General features: G+C 71.3%; 12 protein-coding genes. All 12 read right to left on the bottom strand.

Annotated elements, in window-relative coordinates; genetic code table 11:
• Positions 1–65: 65 nt before the first annotated feature.
• The gene (locus tag ACGFX9_RS17380; RefSeq protein ID WP_393471887.1) at positions 66–3,302 is read right to left on the bottom strand and encodes an AAA family ATPase; all 3,237 of its coding nucleotides are present in this window, start codon (positions 3,300–3,302) and stop codon (positions 66–68) included.
• A complete protein-coding gene (locus ACGFX9_RS17375) occupies positions 3,302–3,481 on the bottom strand; it encodes a hypothetical protein (protein ID WP_393471884.1) in 180 nt (59 codons plus the stop codon). The genes ACGFX9_RS17380 and ACGFX9_RS17375 overlap by 1 nt, the downstream gene beginning before the upstream one ends.
• A gap of 213 nt (positions 3,482–3,694) precedes the next feature.
• The gene (locus ACGFX9_RS17370) at positions 3,695–4,291 is read right to left on the bottom strand and encodes a hypothetical protein (protein WP_393471882.1); all 597 of its coding nucleotides are present in this window, start codon (positions 4,289–4,291) and stop codon (positions 3,695–3,697) included.
• A 35-nt stretch (positions 4,292–4,326) separates the two neighbouring features.
• Complete coding sequence (locus ACGFX9_RS17365) at positions 4,327–4,905, bottom strand: GNAT family N-acetyltransferase (RefSeq protein WP_393471879.1); 579 nt, start codon at positions 4,903–4,905, stop codon at positions 4,327–4,329.
• Complete coding sequence (locus ACGFX9_RS17360; protein ID WP_393471876.1) at positions 4,874–7,117, bottom strand: MMPL family transporter; 2,244 nt, start codon at positions 7,115–7,117, stop codon at positions 4,874–4,876. The genes ACGFX9_RS17365 and ACGFX9_RS17360 overlap by 32 nt, the downstream gene beginning before the upstream one ends.
• Before the next feature lie 226 nt (positions 7,118–7,343).
• Positions 7,344–9,440: a phosphocholine-specific phospholipase C gene (locus ACGFX9_RS17355; protein ID WP_393471874.1), complete on the bottom strand. Its 2,097-nt coding sequence runs from the start codon at positions 9,438–9,440 to the stop codon at positions 7,344–7,346.
• Positions 9,441–9,582: 142 nt separating this feature from the next.
• Complete coding sequence (locus ACGFX9_RS17350; protein ID WP_393472508.1) at positions 9,583–10,839, bottom strand: SLC13 family permease; 1,257 nt, start codon at positions 10,837–10,839, stop codon at positions 9,583–9,585.
• Between the two features lie 483 nt (positions 10,840–11,322).
• Entirely contained in the window at positions 11,323–12,834 is a 1,512-nt protein-coding gene (gatB, locus tag ACGFX9_RS17345) for an Asp-tRNA(Asn)/Glu-tRNA(Gln) amidotransferase subunit GatB (RefSeq protein WP_393471871.1), read from the bottom strand.
• 16 nt (positions 12,835–12,850) lie between these two features.
• Positions 12,851–13,093 carry a hypothetical protein gene (locus ACGFX9_RS17340; RefSeq protein WP_393471869.1) on the bottom strand — a complete coding sequence of 81 codons (243 nt, stop codon included), beginning with the start codon at positions 13,091–13,093 and terminating at the stop codon, positions 12,851–12,853.
• Positions 13,090–14,589: an Asp-tRNA(Asn)/Glu-tRNA(Gln) amidotransferase subunit GatA gene (gene gatA / locus ACGFX9_RS17335; RefSeq protein WP_393471867.1), complete on the bottom strand. Its 1,500-nt coding sequence runs from the start codon at positions 14,587–14,589 to the stop codon at positions 13,090–13,092. The genes ACGFX9_RS17340 and gatA overlap by 4 nt, the downstream gene beginning before the upstream one ends.
• Before the next feature lie 5 nt (positions 14,590–14,594).
• Positions 14,595–14,891 carry an Asp-tRNA(Asn)/Glu-tRNA(Gln) amidotransferase subunit GatC gene (gene gatC, locus ACGFX9_RS17330; protein WP_016642027.1) on the bottom strand — a complete coding sequence of 99 codons (297 nt, stop codon included), beginning with the start codon at positions 14,889–14,891 and terminating at the stop codon, positions 14,595–14,597.
• A 111-nt stretch (positions 14,892–15,002) separates the two neighbouring features.
• On the bottom strand, positions 15,003–17,054 hold the full coding sequence (locus ACGFX9_RS17325; protein ID WP_393472505.1) for a putative bifunctional diguanylate cyclase/phosphodiesterase: 2,052 nt from the start codon (positions 17,052–17,054) through the stop codon (positions 15,003–15,005).
• Between the last annotated feature and the right edge of the window lie 46 nt (positions 17,055–17,100).

The following is a 17,100-nucleotide window of genomic DNA, read 5'->3' as shown; positions in this document are numbered from 1 at the left end:
GCCGGGTTCCTCCTACCAGCGTAAGCGAGGGGTCAGGAAACGATTCGGCGCCAGGAAAGCGCAGGTCAGCCCGTTGGCTGTACGCGATCCGCGGGGAAGAGGCGCAGGCGGTGGGCCAGGGCAGCGGCCTCACCCCGGCCGGCGACGCCCAGCTTGGCGAGGATGTTGGAGACGTGGACGCTCGCCGTCTTCGGGGAGATGAAGAGCTCCTCCGCTATCTGACGGTTGCTGCGGCCCGCGGCGACCCGGCGCAGCACGTCCCGCTCCCGGCTGGTGAGACCGAGCGCCTCTGCGGGGTCGACCGGGGCGAGGTGGGCGCGCGGGGTGGCGTCGGCGTTCAGGGTGAGGCGGGCGCGCTGGGCGAGTCCGGCGACGGCTTCGGCGAGGGGCCGGGCACGCAGGCGCTCGGCGGTCTCGCGGGCCTGGCGCAGCAGTACGGTGGCGTGCTCGCGGTCCGCTTCGTCAGCGGCGCCCGCACTCGCGCCGGAGGCCGCGAGGAGGGACTCGGCCAGGCGCAGGCGGGTGCGGGCGAGGTCGTAGGGGCGGTCGACGGGTTCGAACGCGGTGACCGTGGCCGACCAGTCGGCGGGGGTGTCGCGGTCCTCGGCGCGCAGGAGTTCGGCGCGTACCCACTTCTCGTGGGCGGCCCAGACCGGCACGGGCGAGGGGAGATTCCTGGCGGCTCGGCGGATGCTGTCGATGGCCTCGGTCCGGCCGGGCTCGGCGGCGGGCAGGCCGCGCGTATCGGCCTCCGAGGTGGCGGCGGCGAGCAGCAGGGGCCAGGTGTAGCGCTGGGTGCCGGGCGGAAAGCCGTTGGCCAGGGCCTGTTCGAGCTCGGCGCGCGCCGCGGTGACGCCGGCCGCGCGGTCGGGGTCGGCCGCCGCGATGCCGATGGCGGCGGTGACCATGGGCAGGGAGTACTGCGGCATGAGGATGTGGGTCGTGCCGTAGTGACCGCGGGCCAGGGTCAGTTGGGCGGTTGCTTCGGCCCGGTCGCCGCGGCCGAGGGCGATGCAGGCGAGGCGCAGGGCCGCGCCGGCCCGTGGTTTGACGCTGAGCGCACCGCGGCGGGCCGCCTCGGAGGCGTCGACCGCCTCGTCCCAACGGCCCAGCGAGTCAAGGGTCTCCGCCTTGTTGACCTGGACCCAGCTCTCGGTGTCCGTGAGTCCGTACTTCCGGCAGAGCGCGATGCCCTGGTCGCCGACCTCCAGCGACTCGAGGGAACGGCCCGCGCCTTCGAGCACGGACGGCAGGTTGACGTGGATGTGCGGGATCCGGGAGACCAGGCCGGGCGGCGCCACGCAGCGGTCCCTGACCGCGTACATCTCCGCCAATCCCTGCTCGACGTCGCCCGCGTCGACCAGGAGGCCGCCGTAGATGAGCCGGGCGTTGAGTTCGATCTCCTCGGCCTTGACCATCCGTGCGTATTCGACGGCTCGTCGGGCCGCCGCCAGGGTCTCTTCGCCGGGGTTGTGGAGCATGCCCCAGGAGGCGACGTTGGTCAGTACCTCGGCGTGCACCTCGGACGGCGGCAGGCCGCGGACCAGCTCCTGCGCGGTGGCGATCTCCGCCCAGCCGTCGCCCCTGCCGAGCGTCGAGGTGAGCCGGGAGCGCTGGATCCAGAACCAGGCGGAGCGATGGGGGTCCCCCCTGCTCGAACTGTGTTGAGAGCCTGTGGGAGGGTCCTGCTCCTCCTCCAGGAGCCGCAGCGCACGCTTGGTGATCTTCAGGGCGCGTTCCCGCTCACCGCAGAGACGGCCGGCGACGGCGGCCTCCGCCATGAGGTCGAGGTAGCGCAGCGGGGTGGTGGCCGGGTCGCAGCCGCACGGAGGGTAGACCTCGGCGTAGTCGACGGGGCGCAGTTCGAGGCGTACGTCTTCGGGGGCGTCGTCCCACAGCTCCATCGCCCGTTCGAGGAGGCGCAGTTGCTCGGAGTACGCGTAGCGGCGGCGGGCCTCGACGGAGGCGCGAAGGACGGCGGGGAGCGCCTTCGCCGCGTCGTGGGCGTGGTACCAGTAGCTGGCGAGGCGGGCGGCGCGCTGGTCGGCTGCGACCAGTGAGGGGTCGGCTTCGAGGACGGTGGCGAACCGGCGGCTGATCCGGGAGCGTTCGCCGGGCAGCAGGTCGTCGCCGACGGCCTCGCGCACCAGGGAGTGCCGGAAGCGGTAGCCGTCCCCGTCGGGCGACGGGAGCAGGATGTTGGCGCCGACGGCGGCCCGCAGGGCTTCGATCAGGTCGTCCTCCGCGAGCCCCGCGACCGCCGCGAGCAGCGGATACTCGACGGTCGAGCCGCCCTCGGCGACGATCCTGGCCACCCGCTGGGTGTCCTCGGGCAGCTCCTCGACGCGTACGAGAAGGAGATCGCGCAGGGAGTCCGTGAGGCTCGCGCAGCTGGCGCCGTGCGAGGCGACCGCGAGTTCCTCGACGAAGAAGGCGTTGCCGTCCGAGCGGTCGAAGACGTCGTCCACCAGCGACTGCGCGGGCTCGGAGCTGAGGATCCCGGCCATCTGGCGGGCGACCTCGCCCTTGTCGAAGCGGGCGAGTTCGATGCGCCGCACCGTGCGCAGCCGGTCGAGTTCGGCGAGGAGCGGGCGCAGCGGGTGGCGGCGGTGGATGTCGTCGGCGCGGTAGGTCGCGACGATGACGAGGCTGCCGCTGCGCAGGGTGCGGAAGAGGTAGGCGAGGAGGTGCCGGGTCGAGGCGTCGGCCCAGTGCAGGTCCTCCAGGGCGACGACGACGGGCCGGTCGGTGGCGAGGCGCTCCAGGAGGCGGGCCGTCAGCTCGAAGAGCCGGGCCATGCCCTCCTCGTCGTGCTGGGCGTCGGTGCCCCGGCGGCGCTGCGGGGCCTCGCCGAGTTCGGGCAGGAGCCGGGCGAGCTCGCCCTCCTGGTCGGCGGCGGCCGCGTCCACCGCCTCGGGGAGCTGGCGGCGCAGGGAGCGCAGGGCGCTGGAGAAGGGGGCGAAGGGCAGGCCGTCCGCGCCGATCTCCACGCAGCCGCCGAGCGCGACGACGGCGCCTTCGGCACGGGCCGCGGCGGTGAACTCCTCGATGAGGCGCGTCTTTCCGACGCCCGCCTCACCGCCGAGCAGCAACGCCTGCGGCTCGCCCGTGCCGGGGGTCTTCCCCTTGGCACGGGCGAGCGCGTCGTTCAGAACGCCCAGCTCATCGGTGCGGCCGACGAACACGGGGCTTACGGACCTGGTCTCCACAGCGGTGAGCATCGCACAGGGTGCGGGCGTCGCGGCAGCGGATATCCGCGGGCCCGCGGCGACCGGGCCCGCGGCGGATCCCTCGGTGCTCATCAGGCGGCTCGGGTGAAGCGGACCTTCCGCGGGGTCGTGCTCACCCGCCCCTCGCTTTCCTGGCGGGCGGACCGGCGGGCGGCGGCCCTGGCCTCGCGGGCCTCACGGAGGAGGTGGCGGCGGTCGGCCTCACGGGTGAGGTCGGCGGCGCGGAGCTGGTGCATCTCGTACTCGAACATGGGGTACTCCCTGACTTTTGGTGTCTGCCTTCTGGCTTGCCCTTACTTTCGTCTGCCAGGGAGGGGTGGCACATCGGGAGAGTGCCGCATCTTGAGGGGGCGGGGGGCCTTAGGCGGGCGGTAGGGGGCCTTAGGGCTTCCGCTCCGGACGCACGAAAACGCCGGAGGGAGCCTGGATGCGGCCCCTCCGGCGTTCTGAGTACTTCGTCCGCGTCAACTGGCCGACGGCAGCCCGTAGATCAGGTCCGAGTACTTGGCGATGGCCAGCAGCAGGCCGATGACACCGAGCACGACACCCGCCCAGGCCACCGACTTGATCCACGGTGCCTGTACCTGGTCGGGCGCGCCGAACGCGGGCCTGACCAGCACGACGAACCCGACGACCAGCGCGGCGAGCGCGAAGGCACCGGCAATCAGGGCCGTGACCTGCCAGGAGTCGCCGTACAAGGCCTGGATCTGATCGCCGACGCTCGCCGACTGCTTGGTCTCCAGCTGGCCGACGATGTTCGAGCGCGCCGCGGCGACCGTACCGAGCCAGCCGCCGGAGAGGCCGATCAGGCCGAGCGCGGCGGAGACGACGGCCGCGGCGCCCTGGAACACGCCACTGGACTTGGCCTCGGCGACCTCTTCCACCACGACAAGCTCGTCGGCGTCATCGGCGTCATCGGCATCTTCAGCCGGGGCGGTCTTCTCCACCTTTACGGCATCCACCTTGGTGGCATCCGTGGCGTCAGCGGGCTGAGCCGCCTCCGGTTCTGCGGGCTTCGCGGCCGCCTCGGCCGCGGTCTCGTCCTCTGTCTTAGTTCCCATGCACCGCACCGTACGGACGGAGTCTGAGAGCTTTCTTAACGCGCCGATTCCCCGGTGCTCCGGGCCTCCCGCGCCTTGCGCCACTCCGGTGCGAGCACCGACCAGACCTCCATGTCGTGGCGCACCCCCTGCCAGGGAAAGCACTCCCGCAGCACCCCGTCCTTGGTCATCCCGAGCCGCTTGGCCACGGCGATGCTGGGCTCGTTCGCGGTGGACGCCATCCACTCCACGCGGTGCATCCCGCGCTCCAACACCGCCCAGTCGATGAGCACCCGGCTCGCCTTGGTGACCAGGCCGCGTCCGGCGGCCGAAGGCTCCAGCCAGACGCCCACCTCGCAGGACTCCGTCGCCGTATCGAAGATCCGGAAGAGCACCCCGCCGACGAGCGTGCCGTCCAGCCAGATGCCGTACAGGCGGCCCGTGTCGGCTGCCTGCTTGTCGGCGAACGCCTGGAGCCGGTCCCGAGCCGATTCGAGGTCCGTCACCACGGCGGTCAGTGGCACCCAGGGGCCGGCGTACTCACGCGCCCGCTCGACATGCGTGAGGAACTCCTGTGCCTGCCACGGCTCGATCGGCCTCAGCTCAGCGCCCTCGCCCAGCGATATCGCGAACATCCCGCTCCTTCGATCCGTCCTGTTGTCCCCGGATCCTCGCACTCACGACGGCCGTATTCGAACGACATTCCGGCGGCTCGATGCTGATGCGCGGCAGCCAGCGGTCGAGGCGGCGCGGCAGCCACCAGTTGGCGCCGCCCAGCATGTGCATCAGGGCGGGCACCAGCAACGTACGCAGGACGAACGCGTCGAGTGCGACCGCCGCCGCGAGGCCGATGCCGAACATCGCGATGACCCGGTCCCCGCTCAGGACGAAGGCGAGGAAGACCGAAATCATGATCACGGCCGCGGAGTTGATCACGCGGCTCGTTTCGGCGAGGCCGACGCGGACGGCCCGCCGGTTGTCGCCGGTCTCGAGCCACTCCTCGTACATCCGGCTGACCAGGAAGACCTGGTAGTCCATCGAGAGCCCGAAGAGGACGGACACCATGATCACCGGCAGGAAGGGTTCGATCGGCCCGGCCGCCCCCAGGCCGAGCAGCTCGCTCCCCCAGCCCCACTGGAAGATCGCGACGACGACCCCGAAGGCCGACGCCACCGCCGCCACGTTCATCGCGGCGGCCTTCAGCGGGATGCCGACGGACCGGAAGGCGAGGAGCAGCAGGACGCAGCCGAGGCCGATGACCACGCCCACGAAGAGCGGCAGCTTGCCGACGATGATCTCCGCGAAGTCGTCGTAGCTCGCCGTGACACCGCCGACGTGCAGGTCGAGCGAGGTGTCGGCCTCGGCGCGCGGGAGTACGTCGTCGCGCAGCCGGTCGACGAGCTCGCTGGTCCGCTCGGACTGCGGGGAGGAGTCCGGTACGACGGTGAGGAAGGCGGCCGTGCCGTCGGCGTCGTACGTGACGGGGCTGACGGAGGCGACACCCTTGGTCGATTCGAGTACCGGGCCGAGGTTGGCGAGGGCGAGCCGGTCCCCCGCGCCTTCGATGTCGGTGACGAGGGTGAGCGGGCCGTTCACGCCTGGCCCGAAGCCGTCCGCGAGCAGGTCGTAGGCCTGCCGTGTGGTGGCCGTCGCCGGGTTGTTGCCCTGGTCGGAGGTGCCCAGGTGCAGGGAGAGCGTGGGCAGGGCGAGCAGCGCCATCACGGCGACGGCGACGCCGCCGAGCAGTTTGGGGTGCCGCTCCACGAAGGCGGACCAGCGGGCGGCGAGCCCGGTGGGCAGCTCGGGGGCGGGGCCGTGCTCGGCGAGGCGGCGGCGCTCGCGGCGGCTGAGCGCGCGCGGCCCGATGAAGGACAGGAGTGCGGGCAGCAGGGTCACCGACGCGGCGACCGTGAGGAGCACGGTCAGCGAGCCCGCGATCGCGACGCCGTTCAGGAAGCTGAGCCGCAGGATGAGCATGCCGAGCAGCGCGATGCACACGGTGGCGCCCGCGAAGACGACCGCGCGCCCGGTGGTGGCGACCGCGCGCTCGGCGGCGACGGCCACCGGGAGGCCCTGTTTGAGGCCCTTGCGGTGTCTGGTCACGATGAACAGCGCGTAGTCGATGCCGACGCCGAGCCCGATCAGGGTGCCGAGCATCGGGGCGAAGTCGGCGACGGTCATGAGGTGGCCGAGGAGCACGATGCCCGCGTAGGCCGTGCCGACCGAGACCAGCGCCGTGGCGATGGGCAGGACCGACGCGGCGAGCGAGCCGAAGGCGAGGAAGAGCACGACGGCGGCTACGGCGACCCCGACGATCTCGGCGGTCTGCGCGCTCTTGGACTCGGTGAGGCCGACGGCGCTGCCGCCGAGCTCGACGTCGAGGCCGTCCGTCCCGGCCGCCTTCGCGGTGTCGACGAAAGCCTGGGCGTCCGCCTTGTCGATGGCGTCGGCCTGCTCGTGGAAGGTGACGGTGGCGTACGCGATGCGCGCGTCGTCACTGATCTGCGCGGCGCCCTGTTCGTCGTACGGACTGCTGACGGAGGCGACGGCCGGCATGTCCTCGATCGTGTCGAGGGCGCTGATCATCGTCTGCTCGACGTCGGCCGCGCTCACCGTCGTGCCCGCTCCGGTCTGCCAGACGACGGTGTTGCTGTCGCCGCCGAGCCCTTCGAAGCCTTCGTTCAGGAGCTGGGTCGCACGACCGGACTCGGTCCCCGGCACCTCGTAGTCGTTCGAGTACGAGGACCCCATCACGGCCGCTGCGCTCGCGGCGGTGCCGAGGGCGGCGAGCCAGAGCAGTACGGCGAGGAGGCGGTGCTGCACACACCATCGTGCGAGTGCTGCCACTGACCGGGCTCCCTGGAGTGGTTCATTGTTCTTTGTCGGGAACTGTCTTGAATGACCTGAACAGCCCGCAAAGAACGCATGAGCGATGACATGTGCGCCGAGAACACTCTGACAGGACCTGGAGATCGTTGGTCCGGTTCGTGGGTTTCCTCACAAGCGCACAAAAGGCGTGCGTGGCCCCACCGGGACCTCGCACGCCCTTCGCTCACCCTGCGAACGGGGGACTTCAGCCCGATACGCTCGCGCGTCCGTTCTCGATGTGTCCCATCAGGCGCCGCCGGAAGGCGGGCTCGCCCGCGGCCGTGACCTCGACGTCGTACCAGCCGTGCTCGTCGTCCGTCCGCCAGGCGATCGTGCGGCTGCCGCCCGCCTTGACGCGGACGATCCTGGTCCGCGACTTGATGTGATGGTCCTCCACATATCCGACAGGCTTGAGCGTGAAGACGAGCTCCTTGCGGCCCCGATTGGCCAGCGTGACGTGGATCTCGCGGCGGGTGATCGCGGAGGCGAGCTGGGCGCTGCCGTCCTTGCCGCCCGCGAACTCGCGCCGGAAGCCGTTCGGCCCCGTGATCGTGAAGGCGTACGCGTCCTTGGTCACCGGCACGGTCCAGCTGCCGTCGCGCTTGACGTCCTGGTGCTGCGGGGCACTGAACTCACCGGCGTACGGATAGAGCGCGAAGTGCGCGCTGGAGCGGCCACCATTGCGCAGCCGCACCGAGAGAGCATCGCTCTCGCCCGGCTTCACATACGCGTCGGGCTGGTAGGGCAGCGGGCGGGCGCGCCGCGTGCCGGGCTCCTGGACCGGCATGGACTGCTTCAGGGGCGGCTGCGGGGCCCAGCGGCCACTGAACGCCGGGATGGCGCCGGGCTGTTCGACCTCGGGCTGCCGGTGGCCGCGTCCGAAGTCGAAGGCGCCGGTGAGGTCGCCGGTGACCTGGCGGCGCCAGGCGCTGATGTTGGGCTCCTTCACCCCCGTCCACTTCTCCAGGAAGCGCACGACGGAGGTGTGGTCGAAGACCTCGGAGGTGACGTAGCCGCCGATGGTCCAGGGCGAGACGACGAGCATGGGTACGCGCGCACCGAGGCCGGTCGGCAGCCCCTTCCAGCGCTCCTCCTTGTCGTCCACACCCGGGACGGGCGGCGGGACGTGGTCGAAGAACCCGTCGTTCTCGTCGTAGTTGATGAAGACGGCGGTGCGCCGCCAGACCTCGGGGTGCGAGGCCAGCGCGTCGAGGACCTTGTAGACGATGGTCGCGCTGTGGATGGGCGAGGAGACGCTGGGGTGCTCGGAGTCCAGGGCGGACGGCACCAGATAGCTGACCTTGGCGAGCTTGCCGCCGGCGACGTCCTTGGCGAACTCCTCGGCGAGCTTGCCGGTGGGCACGCGCCGCAGGCCGCGCTCGAACAGCGACTTCTCCGCCTTGGTGAGGGTCGCGACGCCCTCCTCCAGGGTGGCGAGCAGCTGCGCGCGCTCGGCGTCGTCCTTGGCGTCGCGCACCTTGGTGTAGAAGGCCTCCATGAAGGTGAGGCCGGTCTTGGCCAGGACCTTGCGGGCGATGGCCTTGAAGGTGGTGAAGAACTCGATCTGGTTGTCGGTGAAGTTCTCCCACTCCGTGTACGTCTGCCAGCTCACGCCCGCCTTTTCGAGCCGCTCGGCGTACGTTCCCCAGTCGTATCCGGGGTGCTTGCCCTCGTCGTACGCGTCGTTGCCGACGGCTCTGTTGCCATTGGCCTCGTAACCCGTCCTGCCGCTCCACAGGTGGTTGCGGTTGGGGCTCGTCGAGGTGTGGATGGACGAGTGGTAGGCGTCGCAGACGGTGAAGGTGTCGGCGAGTTCGTAGTGCAGAGGGATGTCCTCGCGCGTGTAGTACGCCATCGTGGCGGCGGTCTTGGCGGTGATCCAGCCGTCCATCCAGCCGTCGTGCCAGGCCTTGGCGCCGCCGCTCCAGGAGTGGTCGAGGGCGCCGATGTACTGCAGGTCCTTCTTCTGCGCCGCTGCGGCCTCGCGGACGGGGAAGGGCAGGACGGTGCGCAGCACGTCCGGCTGTTCGAAGACGGACTTGCCGCCGGGGAGCCTGATGGCGTTGCGGTCGCCGAAGCCGCGTACGCCGCGCAGGGCTCCGAAGTAGTGGTCGAAAGACCTGTTTTCCTGCATCAGGATGACGACGTGCTCGATCGAGTCGAGCCCGCCGGTTCCGTGTTCGGGCCGGTCCTGTGCCAGTGCCTGCTGCAACGACGGCGGCAGGAAGGATCCGACGGCGGCGGCGCCGAGTGCGCCACCGCCGACTGCCATCAGCCGCCTGCGCGATATCTCCGGGGACACGTACGACCTCCAGTCGACGGCCAATGGTTCTCCGCTGATCCATTGACCTGCTCGGCCGGGACGGTAGTGAAGTCTGGTTTCCCTGTGAAGACTTGGGGACGAAGTAGGCGTGAACGAATGGACCCGCTGTCCCGGGCGGGGCTCAGGAGCCGCCGAGCAGGAGGCCCGCCCAGAGGGCCACGGTGGACGCCGCGAGCGTGAGGGGCACGGTCAGCGCGCCGAGCAGGGTGAACGTCCGCAGGTCGGCGTCCGTGCCGTGGTCGTGCAGGATGCGGCGCCACAGCAGCGTGGCGAGCGAACCGACGTACGTGAGGTTCGGGCCGATGTTGACGCCGATCAGGGCGGCGAGGACGGGGCCGGGGCCCGCGGGGGCGACGGCGGGCAGCAGGGCGAGGATCGCGGGCAGGTTGTTGATCAGGTTGGCGAGTACGGCGGCGACGGCGGCGACGGCGAGCAGCGCGGGCAGGGACGCGCCGTCCGGCAGGAGCCATTCGATCCCGGAGCCGAGACCGTTGTCGACGACGGCCTTGACGACGACGCCGAGCGCGAGCACGAACAGACAGAACAGGGGGCTCGCGGAGCGGACGAGTCCGGTGACGCTCGTACGTCGTCGCAGCAGCGCACGGCCCGCGAGTACGGAGGCACCGGCGAGGGCGGCCCACAGGGGTTCGAGTCCGGCGAGCGAGGTGACGACGAAACCGGCGAGCGTCAGGCCGAGGGCGACCAGCGTGAAGACCGGCACGGGGGTCGGCTCCACCTCCTTGGCCTCTTCGGTGCCTGCGGCCAGGTCGGCCGCGAAGTAACGCCGGAACACCACGTATTCGATGCCGATGGCCACCAGCCACGGCAACGCCATCAGGAACGCGAACCGGGTGAAGGTCAGCCCGCTGGCGGTGAGCGCGAGGAGGTTGGTGAGGTTGGAGACGGGCAGCAGGAGGGACGCCGAGTTGGCGAGGTGCGCTGTGGCGTAGACGTGCGGCCGCGGCCGGGCCCCGACGCGGGCGGCGGTGGCGAAGACGACCGGGGTGAGCAGGACGACGGTGGCGTCGAGACTGAGCACGGCGGTGACGGCGGCGGCCACCCCGAACACCCCGCCGAGCAGCGCCCGCGTCCGCCCGCCGCAGAGCCGTGCGACAAGGTCCCCGGCAGCGGCGAAAAGCCCGTCGTCGGCGCAGAGTTGCGCGAGCACGAGCACGGCGGCGAGGAACCCCACGACGGGCAGCAGACTCTCGACCTCCGCGAGCGCGTGCCGCGGCGAGACGGCCCCGAGCACCACGACGACCCCCGCGGCAGGCAGCGCGACGACGGCCTCGGGCCACTGCCGGGGCCGTATGACGGCGAAGGCAAGGACAGTGAGCAGGAGGCCGACGGAGAGGAGTTCGGCGGTGACGGTGTTCAGGGGAGTGCTCCGGGGCCGGGGGGGGCGGCGTTCGGGTGGGGCGGGGGGCGGCTGATCGGGCGGGGCTGCGGGTTCGGGCTGCGGGCTGCAGCTGCGGCACGGGCTACGGCTACGGGCTCGGGCTACGGCTGCGGCTGCGGGCTCGGGCTGCGGCTACGGCTACGGCTACGGCTGCGGCTGCGGCTGCGGCTACGGCTACGGCTACGGCTACGGCTACGGGCTCGGGCTACGGCTACGGGCTCGGGCTACGGCTACGGCTACGGCTACGGCTACGGCTACGGGCTCGGGCTACGGCCGCGGCGATGCCTGGCTGGGGCTTCGGGGCCGGTGCGCAGGCCGAGCTTCGGGTCAGGCCGAGCTTCGGCTCAGGCCCCCGCGCTCAGCGCCCCGGCCGGGTGCGAACGCGGCGCCCCCGCCCGGAACGCGACGCGGGGCGGCGCTCCCGAAGGTGCGCCGCCCCACATCACGTACCGGCAGAAGGCCTCAGCCCTCCACGCCCAGCTTCTGAAGGATCAGTTCCTTGACGCGGGCCGCGTCCGCCTGGCCCCGGGTGGCCTTCATGACCGCGCCGACCAGCGCGCCCGCCGCGGCGACCTTGCCGCTGCGGATCTTGTCGGCGATCGCGGGGTTGCCGGCGATCGCCTCGTCGACGGCGGCCGTCAGCGCGCCCTCGTCCGAGACGACCTTCAGGCCGCGCTTCTCGACGACCTCGTCCGGCGTGCCCTCGCCCGCGAGGACACCCTCGAAGACCTGGCGCGCCAGCTTGTCGTTCAGGTCGCCCTTGGCGACGAGCTCGGCGACCCGGGCGACCTGCACGGGGGTGACCGGCAGTTCGTCCAGGGCCCTGCCCGTCTCGTTGGCGTTACGGGCCATCTCGCCCATCCACCACTTGCGCGCGGCAGCCGCGTCCGCGCCCGCCTCGATCGTGGCGACGATGGGGTCGACCGCACCGGCGTTCAGCATCGACTGCATGTCGTGCTCCGAGACACCCCACTCCTCGCGGAGCCTGTTGCGGCGCACGCGCGGCATCTCGGGGAGGCCGGAGCGCAGTTCCTCGACCCACGTACGGGCCGGGGCCACCGGGACGAGGTCGGGCTCCGGGAAGTACCGGTAGTCCTCCGCGTTGTCCTTGATGCGGCCCGACGTCGTGGAGCCGTCATCCTCGTGGAAGTGACGGGTCTCCTGGATGATCGTTCCGCCGCCGTTCAGGACGGCCGCGTGACGCTGGATCTCGTAGCGCGCCGCACGCTCCACGGAACGGAGCGAGTTGACGTTCTTCGTCTCCGAGCGCGTACCGAACTCCGCACGCCCGTGCGGGCGCAGGGACAGGTTCACGTCGCAGCGCATCTGGCCCTTGTCCATCCGGGCCTCGGACACGTCCAGCGCCTTGATGACCTCGCGCAGCTCGGCGACGTACGCCTTGGCGACCTCGGGAGCCCGCTCGCCCGCGCCCTCGATCGGCTTGGTGACGATCTCGATGAGCGGGATGCCGGCGCGGTTGTAGTCCAGGAGCGAGTGCGATGCGCCGTGGATACGGCCCGTCGCGCCGCCCACGTGGGTGGACTTGCCGGTGTCCTCCTCCATGTGGGCGCGCTCGATCTGCACGCGGAAGACCTCGCCGTCCTCCAGCTGGACGTCCAGATAGCCGTTGAAGGCGATCGGCTCGTCGTACTGGGAGGTCTGGAAGTTCTTCGGCATGTCCGGATAGAAGTAGTTCTTCCGGGCGAAGCGGCACCACTCGGCGATCTCGCAGTTCAGCGCGAGACCGATCTTGATGGCGGACTCGACGCCGATCTCGTTGACGACCGGCAGCGCGCCGGGCAGGCCGAGACAGGTCGGGCAGGTCTGGCTGTTGGCGTCCTGCTTGAGCTCGGTGGAGCAGCCGCAGAACATCTTCGTCTTGGTGCCCAGCTCGACATGGACCTCAAGGCCCATGACGGGGTCGTACGTCGCGAGGGCATCCTCGTACGACACCAGGTCAGTCGTGACAGTCACGGTGAAACTTTCCCTCTCAACCCAGCAGGACGTCGTCGTCGCCGAGCTTCTTCAGCTCGCGATAGAGCAGAGCGAGGCCGGTGACGATGGCGGCGGCGGAGACAGCGGCGTCGATGAGACGGAGCGTGTCGTTTTCCTTGCGGGCCATCCTGGCCTGCTTGACGACGGAGACCGCGCCGAAGGCGGTGGTGGCCATCGACAGGTACGCGCCGGGCTTCGACTTCTTGAAGCCCTTGGCCTTGGCAGTCATCGGACTCATAGTGACGGTGCCTCCTCAAGCAGCGGGTGACCCCACCTTTCCACGAAGGCGGCCTCTACGGCAGCGCCGACCTTGTAAAGACGGTCGTCCTTCATGGCGGGGGCGATGATCTGCAGCCCGACGGGCAGGCCGTCCTCCGGCGCGAGGCCGCAGGGCAGCGACATGGCGGCGTTGCCCGCCATGTTCGACGGGATGGTGCACACGTCCGCGAGGTACATCGCCATCGGGTCGTCGGCGCGCTCGCCGATCGGGAAGGCGGTGGTGGGCGTCGCGGGCGAGACGATCACGTCCACCTGCTCGAAGGCCTTCTCGAAGTCCTTCGTGATCAGGGTGCGGACCTTCTGGGCGCTTCCGTAGTACGCGTCGTAGTAGCCGGAGCTCAGCGCGTACGTGCCCAGGATGATGCGGCGCTTGACCTCGTCGCCGAAGCCCGCCTCGCGGGTCAGCGCGGTGACGTCCTCGGCGGACTTCGTGCCGTCGTCGCCGACGCGCAGGCCGTAACGCATGGCGTCGAAGCGCGCGAGGTTGGATGAGCACTCGGAGGGCGCGATCAGGTAGTACGCGGAGAGCGCCAGGTCGAAGGACGGGCAGTCCACTTCGACGATCTCGGCGCCGAGCTCCTTCAGGAGCGCCACGGACTCCTGGAAGCGCTGGACGACACCCGCCTGGTAGCCCTCGCCCGCGAACTGCTTGACGACGCCTACGCGCATGCCCTGTACGGAGCCGTTGCGTGCCGCTTCGACGACGGACGGGACCGGGGCGTCGATGGACGTCGAGTCGAGCACGTCGTGACCGGCGATGACCTCGTGCAGGAGCGCGGCGTCCAGGACCGTGCGGGCGCAGGGGCCGCCCTGGTCCAGGGAGGACGAGAACGCGACCATGCCGTAGCGCGAGACGCCGCCGTAGGTGGGCTTGACGCCGACCGTGCCGGTGACGGCCGCGGGCTGGCGGATGGAGCCGCCGGTGTCCGTGCCGATGGCGAGGGGTGCCTCGTACGAGGCGAGGGCGGCGGAGGAGCCGCCGCCGGAGCCGCCGGGGATACGGGTGAGGTCCCACGGGTTGCCGGTGGGGCCGTACGCGCTGTTCTCGGTGGAGGACCCCATGGCGAACTCGTCCATGTTGGTCTTGCCGAGGATGACGACGTCGGCTTCCTTCAGCTTGCGCGTGACGGTCGCGTCGTACGGCGGGATCCAGCCCTCGAGGATCTTGGAACCGGCCGTGGTCGGGACGCCCTCGGTGGTGAAGATGTCCTTGAGCGCGAGCGGGACGCCGGCCAGCGGGCCGAGCTTCTCGCCCTTCTCCCGCTTGGCGTCGACGGCGCGAGCCTGCGCGAGGGCGCCCTCGCGGTCGACGTGCAGGAAGGCGTGCACCTTCTCGTCGACGGCCTCGATGCGGGCCAGGTGGGCTTCGGTGACCTCGACCGCGGTGAGTTCGCCGGAGGCGACCTTCGACGCGATGTCGGCGGCCGTGAGCTTGATGATGTTGGTGTCAGCCATGGTGGTTAGTCCTCCCCCAGGATCTGCGGCACCTTGAAACGCTGCTGCTCTTGTGCCGGGGCTCCGGAGAGCGCCTGCTCGGGGGTGAGCGACGGACGGACCTCGTCCGCGCGCATGACGTTCGTCAGCGGCAGCGGGTGGGAGGTCGGCGGTACGTCTTGGTCGGCGACCTCGGAGACGCGGGCGACCGCGCCGATGATGTCGTCGAGCTGTCCGGCGAAGTGGTCGAGCTCCTCGTCCTTCAGCTCAAGACGTGCTAGGCGGGCGAGGTGGGCGACCTCCTCGCGCGTAATGCCAGGCATGCGGCGATCCTCTGGGGTGAGTGTGTGGTGTGTGGCCCCAATCCTATGGGGCCACACCCCGTGCCCGTGAAACGGATTGTCCGCCGAAGGCCCGTACGGCTACGGGCGCGGCTACTGCAGGGCCTCGGACTCCGCTGCCGCGCGGGCCGCCTCCGCCTCCTCGGCGGCGACGTCCACCGGGCGCCGCCACCCGCGGGAACCCCGCGCCCGCAGCCAGGCCGTGGTCTCGTCGGCGGGCATCGCCGCGGCGACGAGCCAGCCCTGGACCGCGTCGCAGCCCAGATCGCGCAACCGCTCCCACGTCTCGTCGTCCTCGACGCCCTCCGCGACGACGAGGAGACCGAGGGAGTGCGCGAGGTCGACCGTGCAGCGGACGATCTCCGCGTCCTCGGTGTCGACGGCGAGGCGCGCCACGAACGACCGGTCGATCTTCAGTTCGCTCACCGGAAGCCGCCGCAGATGCACCAGGGACGAGTACCCCGTGCCGAAGTCGTCGAGCGACATCTTGACGCCGTGGCCGGTCAGGCCCGCCAGGGTGTCGGCGGCCCGCTGCGGGTCCTCCAGGAGCACGTGTTCCGTTATCTCCAGCTGCAGCGCCCCCGGAGGGACGCCGTGCCGTGCGAGCCGGGCCGCGACCGCGCCCGCGAAGCCGGGGGTGTGGACGTCGCGCGGCGAGACGTTCACCGCGACCGGGACCTTGAGGCCCTGTGCCATCCACTTCGCCACCTGGCCTAGGGCCGTCTCCAGGACGTACTCCGTCAGGTGGGGCATGAGCCCGGAGGACTCCGCGATGGCGATGAACTCGTCCGGCGGAACCTTCCCGCGCTCGGGGTGCACCCACCGCACCAGCGCTTCGAGCCCCGCCACCTGGCCGTCGAACTTGACCTTCGGCTGGTAGTGCAGCTCCACGTCGCCCGCGTCGAGCGCCCGGCGCAGGTCGCCCAACAGGCCGAGGCGGTCAGGGGTGTTGGAGTCCCGCTTGGATTCGTACACCTCGACGCCCGTGCGGTCCCGCTTGGCCTGGTACATCGCGACGTCCGCCCGCTGCAGTAACCCCTCCGCGTCCATCGCGTGGTCGGGGAAGACGGCGAGCCCGGCGCTGGCCTCCAGGACCAGGGAAAGGCCGTCCAGGTCGAGGGGCGAGCCGAGGGCGGCGACTAGCGCGCGTGCCGCGCGGGTGGCCGACGTCGTGGAGTCCGCGATGGGCAGCAGTACGGCGAACTCGTCACCGCCGAGCCGCGCGGCCTCCGCACCGCGCGGCAGGGCGAGCCGCAGCCGGTCGGCGATCTGCAGCAGCAGCCGGTCGCCCGCGAGATGGCCGAGCGTGTCGTTCACCGAACGGAAGCGGTCCATGTCGATCAGCATCAGGGCGGAGCGCGCCCCGATCCGCTCGGCGTCGTCCAGAGCCGTCCAGGTCCGCTCGAGGAGCCACTGCCGGTTGGGAAGACCGGTGAGCGGGTCGCGCAGCTGCTCCTCGGCCCTGGCGCGCGCGATCCACAGCGTCGAGTCGAGCGCGACGAGGGGGATCGCGAAGAGCGGCAGCAGGACGGGCGTCGAGGCCGCGACCACGCAGATCAGCGGGGCGATGCCGAGCAGCGCGACGCCGACGAGGCCCTGTCTGACCAGGGCGGTGCGGGTGACCGTGGGCAGGGCGCCGGTGCGCGGCGCGTGGACGTACCAGAGCAGGGCGCGGGTGACGACGAGGTAGGCGACGGCGGCGAGCGCCACTTCGGGGGCGGAGTACAGGTCCCAGGTCTCGGGCAGCCAGGGCGACTCCGCCGACGGGGCCGTGCCGAACGCGGCCATGGCGAGCGCTCCCGCGCCGATGCCGAGGATGTCGACCGCGCCGTGCAGGACGCCCTGTCGCCAGCGGTGGCGGCGCGCGACGCCGACCAGGACGACGACGGTGAGGCTGACCATGCCGGCGGGCACCCAGCCGTACAGCAGGAGCACGGCCACGGTGAGCGCGCCGCCCGATCCGGTGCCGCCCCACCAGCGGTCGCGGCCGAGCGCGACGAGGTGGCCGACGATGAAGCCCGTGAGGACGGCGAGGGACCAGCCGACGGTGCCGGAGGGGAACAGCGCGTGGCGTCCGGTGAAGCCGTGGAAGAAGCCCGCGCCGAGCACCACCGCGGCCGTCGCCACGATGGCCACCGGAAGCACCGGCCAGGGGTCGCGCTCGTCCGAGGCGTGATCCGTGTTCTCGGGG

Source organism: Streptomyces sp. NPDC048436 (assembly GCF_043200355.1).
GTDB lineage: Bacteria > Actinomycetota > Actinomycetes > Streptomycetales > Streptomycetaceae > Streptomyces.
This window is presented reverse-complemented; position numbering and strand designations above follow the sequence as displayed.